At 73.6% G+C, this 4732-nt stretch carries 4 protein-coding genes and 2 pseudogenes; 2 read left to right on the forward strand and 4 right to left on the reverse strand.

The genetic code is table 11. The features are described 5' to 3' along the window. Positions 1 to 263, reverse strand: a pseudogene (locus SSQG_RS03320) (ROK family protein); the annotation flags it as partial. Between the two features lie 36 nt (positions 264 to 299). Next, complete coding sequence (locus SSQG_RS03325) at positions 300 to 941, reverse strand: alpha-ketoglutarate-dependent dioxygenase AlkB family protein (protein ID WP_003988278.1); 642 nt, start codon at positions 939 to 941, stop codon at positions 300 to 302. 68 nt (positions 942 to 1009) lie between these two features. Between SSQG_RS03325 and SSQG_RS03330 the strand changes: the two are divergent. Then, positions 1010 to 2145, forward strand: a pseudogene (locus tag SSQG_RS03330) (methyltransferase). Here SSQG_RS03330 and SSQG_RS03335 read toward each other — a convergent pair. Both SSQG_RS03335 and SSQG_RS03340 read right to left on the reverse strand, forming a co-directional pair. Next, positions 2135 to 2995 (reverse strand): class II fructose-bisphosphate aldolase, encoded by an 861-nt coding sequence (locus SSQG_RS03335; RefSeq protein WP_039931860.1) that lies wholly within the window; start codon positions 2993 to 2995, stop codon positions 2135 to 2137. The pseudogene SSQG_RS03330 and the gene SSQG_RS03335 sit on opposite strands and share 11 nt — an antisense overlap. A 20-nt stretch (positions 2996 to 3015) precedes the next feature. Continuing rightward, positions 3016 to 3897, reverse strand: coding sequence for an SIS domain-containing protein (locus tag SSQG_RS03340; RefSeq protein WP_003988282.1), 882 nt, complete (start codon positions 3895 to 3897; stop codon positions 3016 to 3018). Between the two features lie 116 nt (positions 3898 to 4013). Between SSQG_RS03340 and SSQG_RS03345 the strand changes: the two genes are divergently transcribed. Next, the coding region (locus SSQG_RS03345; protein WP_003988283.1) for a DeoR/GlpR family DNA-binding transcription regulator at positions 4014 to 4732 on the forward strand (719 nt) is incomplete at its 3' end.

Genomic DNA, 4732 nt, shown 5'->3' on the forward strand with positions numbered 1-4732 from the left:
TTGTGCGAGGGCCGGCCCTGCGAGCCGGCCGCGGCGGCGGGCCGGGCGTCGACCCGGATCAGCCCGAGCGCCTCCAGTTCGGCGGCGACCGCACCGGCCGTCGCCCGGGTCACCCCGAGCTCGGCGGTGAGCACGGCCCGGGTCGGGGCGCGTCCGGTGTGCACGAGTTCCAGCGCGGGGCCGAGCGCTGAGCGCCCCCGGTCCAGCCGCGTCCTCGAGGTGCTCGCATCCCCCGCCGGCCGGGGGTCCGCCTTCCCGCTCATGAGGGCGAGTCTCCCATGATCCGCCGGGCCTGCGGTTTACAGCCCGCTGACCCGGAGCGTGATGTTGAGCCGTCCTGTCAGTCCCAGTCCGGGTGGTGCCGTGCCCGCGTGCACCCGGGGAACGCCGTGGTAGGCGAGGCGGGACGGGCCGCCGAAGACGAACAGGTCGCCGCTGCGCAGCTCGAGGTCGGTCCAGGGCCGGGTGCGGGTGTCGGTGTTGCCGAAGCGGAAGACGCAGGTGTCGCCGAGGCTCAGCGACACCACGGGTGCGTCGGACTTCTCGTCGCTGTCGCGGTGCATGCCCATGCGGGCGTCGTCGTCGTAGAAGTTGACGAGGGCGATGTCGTAGTCCGCCACCGGTTCGCCGAGGGTGTCCCGCACCGCCCGGCGGCCGAGCTCGCCCAGCCACGCGGGGAACGGCTTGACCGGGGCGCCGTCGCCGTCGACGACCGTGCGGGCGTAGGCGTAGGGGTACCAGTGCCAGCCCAGGCACACCTGCCGGGCGGTCATGGTGCCGCCGCCGGGTGTGCGGACCGTGCGCAGTCCGGCGGGTGGGCGTGCCCAGGTGCGGCAGGCCTCCAGCAGGTCGCGCTGGTGCCGCGTGTCCAGCCAGTCGGGCACGTGCACGGCGCCCGGTGCGACCTCCGTACGCTCCCGGGGGAACAGCTCGGCGTCCATGCCTCCCATCCTCCCCCACCGGTGGTGAGCTGCGGCTCGGCTAGCCTTGACGCACGATGGACGACCGTATGACGACGCCGTGGGGCGAGCTCGCGCTGAGCCGTTTCCCCGAGGATCCGCGCGACAGGCTGCGTGCCTGGGACGCCTCCGACGAGTATCTGCTGGGTCATCTGGCCGAGGAGCGGGTCCCGCTGTCGGGCACGGTGGTGGTCGTCGGGGACCGCTGGGGCGCGCTGGCCACGGCGCTGGCGGCGCACCGGCCGGCGCAGATCACCGACTCGTACCTGGCGCGGGAGGCGACCCGGGCGAACCTCGCTCGGGCCGGGGCGGAGCCCGGTGCGGTGCGGCTGCTCACCACGCAGGATCCGCCGCCGGAGCGGATCGACGTGCTGCTGGTGCGGGTGCCGAAGAGCCTGGCGCTGCTGGAGGACCAGTTGCTGCGGCTGGCGCCCGCGGTGCACGCGGGGACGGTCGTCGTGGGCACGGGGATGGTGAAGGAGATCCACACCTCGACGCTCCAGCTGTTCGAGCGGATCCTCGGTCCGACCCGCACCTCGCTCGCCGTCAAGAAGGCCCGGCTGATCTTCTGCACGCCGGATCCCGCCCTGGAGCGGCCCGCCAGTCCGTGGCCGTACGTGTACACGCTCCCCGACGGCATCGGCCCGGCGGCGGGAGGCACCGTCGTCAACCACGCGGGGGTCTTCTGCGCGGACCGGCTCGACATAAGACACCCGGTTCTTCCTGCAGCATCTGCCGGGCAACGGGAGTGGCCGGCGGGTGGTGGACCTGGGCTGCGGCAACGGCGTGGTCGGTACGGCGGTGGCCCTGAAAAGACCCGGCGGCCGAGGTGCTGTTCGTGGACGAGTCGTTCCAGGCGGTGGCCTCGGCGGAGGCGACGTACAAGGCGAACGGGGTGCCGGGGCACGCCGAGTTCCGGGTGGGCGACGGGCTGGCGGGCGTGCCGTCCGGCAGTGTCGACCTGGTCCTCAACAACCCGCCGTTCCACTCCCACCAGGCGACGACGGACGCCACGGCCTGGCGGATGTTCACCGGGGCGCGGCGCACGCTGCGCCCGGGCGGTGAGCTGTGGGTGGTCGGCAACCGGCATCTGGGCTATCACGTCAAGCTGCGGCGGCTGTTCGGCAACAGTCAACTGGTGGCGAGCGACCGGAAGTTCGTGGTGCTGAAGGCCGTCAAGCGATAGTCGCGCCGAGCACCTGGAGGGCCCGCGCCACCGCCCGTGTCATCGCCTCCCGCGCCACCGTCAGGTAGCCGCGCGGGTCGACCGCCTCGGGGCGGTCGGCGAGGAAGTCGCGGATCGCGCCGGTCAGCGCGACGTTCAGGGCGGTGCCGATGTTGACCTTGGTGATGCCGCCCGCGACCGCCGCCGTGAGTTCGCCGTCCGGGACGCCGGAGGAGCCGTGCAGGACGAGTGGGACGTCCAGTGCGGCGGAGAGCTGTTTGAGGAGGGCGTGGTCGAGAGCGGCGGTGCGGGTGGTCATGGCGTGGGCGCTGCCGATGGCGACCGCCAGGGCGTCCACCCCGGAGTCGGCGACGAAGTCCCGGGCCTCGTCGGGGTCGGTGCGGGCGCCCGGGGCGTGGGCGTCCAGCGGGGGTCTGCCGTTCTTCCCGCCGATCTGGCCCAACTCGGCCTCGATCCACAGTCCTCGGGCGTGCGCCCAGTCGACGGCCGCCCGGGTCGCGGCGAGGTTCTCCGCGTAGGGCAGCCGGGCCGCGTCGTACATCACGGAGCTGAAGCCGACGTCGGCGGCCTGGTGCAGCAGCGCTTCGCTCTGCACGTGGTCGAGATGCAGAGCGACCGGTACATCGGCGTGTTCGGCGGCGGTGACGGCCGCGCGGGCGAGGGGGAGCAGGCGTCCGCCGCGGAACCTGACCGCGTTCTCGCTGACCTGGAGGACGACGGGGGCGGGCACGGACTCGGCGCCCGCGATGACGGCCTCGACGTGTTCCAGGGTGATGACGTTGAAGGAGGCGACGGCCGCACGTGCGGCGGCGGCGCGGGTGACGAGCTCGCCGGTGGTGGTGAGGGGCACGGTGTCTCCAGGGTCGATGGTCAGGGCGCGAGGATCACCGAGCGCGTCAGGTGGCGGGGGGTGTCGGGGTCGAGGCCGCGGGACGCGGCGACGGCGACGGCGAGGCGCTGGGCGCGGACCAGTTCGGCGAGGGGGTCGAGTCGCCCCTCGATCCACATCCCGCCCGTGGACCGCACCTGTCCCGCCAGCCCCTCGGGCGCAGCTCCGAGCATCCAGGTCGCGGTTCCGCTCGTGGTGACGCTGATGGGCCCGTGCCGGTACTCCATCGCCGGGTAGGACTCCGCCCAGGCCAGTGCGGCCTCGCGCATCTTCAGCCCGGCCTCGTGGGCCAGGCCGACGGTCCAGCCGCGTCCCAGGAAGGTGAACTGGGCGCACTCCACGAGCCCTTCGGGCAGGGGTTCCGTCAGGGCGGTGCGCGCGTCGGTGACGGCGGTGTGGGGGTGGAGGCCCAGGTGGGCGCGGAGCAGGGTGAGGGCCGTGGTGGCGAACCTCGTCTGGACGACGGAGCGTTCGTCGGCGAAGTCCAGGACGGCGAGGTCGTCGGCGGCCGTCATCACCGGTGTGTGCGGGTCGGCGGTGATCGCAGTGGTGCGGGTGCGGCCCTTCAACCGGCCCAGCAGGTCGAGGACTTCGGTCGTGGTGCCGGAGCGGGTGAGGGCCACGACCCGGTCGTAGGCCCGGCCGTGCGGGAACTCCGAGGCGGCGAACGCGTCGGTCTCGCCCTGGCCCGCCCCCTCGCGCAGGGCCGCGGCCGCCTGCGCCATGAAGTACGAGGTGCCGCAGCCGACGATCGCGACCCGCTCCCCCGGCGCCGGCAGCGCCTCGGCGCACCGCCCCGCCTGCGCCGCGGCGCGTGTCCAGCACTCGGGCTGGCTGGTCAGCTCGTCCTCGACATGCGTCATGCCGCATCCTCCGCTCTGATTGTTCCTGCAAGATATCGCCAGCTTTCGAGCATCATCAAGCATCCGGCGGGATCGGGTGCGCTAGGGTCGCCGGAGATCGAGAGGTGGAGGTGCGGATGTCGCGCGACGCCCGCTGGAAGGCGCTGCTGGACCTGCTCGTGGAGCGCGGCCGGCTGGACGTCGAGGAGGCGGCCGCGGAGCTCGGGGTGTCGGCGGCGACGATCCGCCGCGACTTCGACGGGCTCGCCGAGCAGCAGATGCTGGTGCGCACGCGGGGTGGCGCGGTGGTGCACGGCGTGTCGTACGAGCTGCCGCTGCGCTACAAGACGGCCCGGCACGCCTCCGAGAAGCAGCGCATCGCGAAGGCGGTGGCGGACCTGGTCGCGCCGGGTGAGGCGGTCGGGCTGACCGGCGGGACGACCACCACCGAGGTGGCGCGGTCCCTGGCCGTGCGCGGCGACCTGGCGTCCGGGACACCCGCGCTGACCGTGGTGACGAACGCGCTGAACATCGCGGGCGAGCTGGCCGTACGGCCCCAGTTCAAGATCGTGCTGACCGGCGGGGTGGCCCGCGCCCAGTCGTACGAGCTGGTCGGTCCGCTCGCGGACGGCGTGCTCGGGCAGATCACCGTCGACGTGGCGGTGCTCGGCGTCGTCGCCTTCGACGTGACGCACGGGGCCGCGGCGCACGACGAGGCCGAGGCGGCGATCAACCGCCTGCTGTGCGAGCGGGCGGAGCGGGTGGTGGTGGCCGCCGATTCCAGCAAGCTGGAACAGCGGGCGTTCGCCTGGATCTGCGCGGCCGAGGCGGTGGACACGCTGGTCACGGACACGGC

It is taken from the genome of Streptomyces viridochromogenes DSM 40736, from assembly GCF_000158955.1.
GTDB lineage: Bacteria > Actinomycetota > Actinomycetes > Streptomycetales > Streptomycetaceae > Streptomyces > Streptomyces venetus.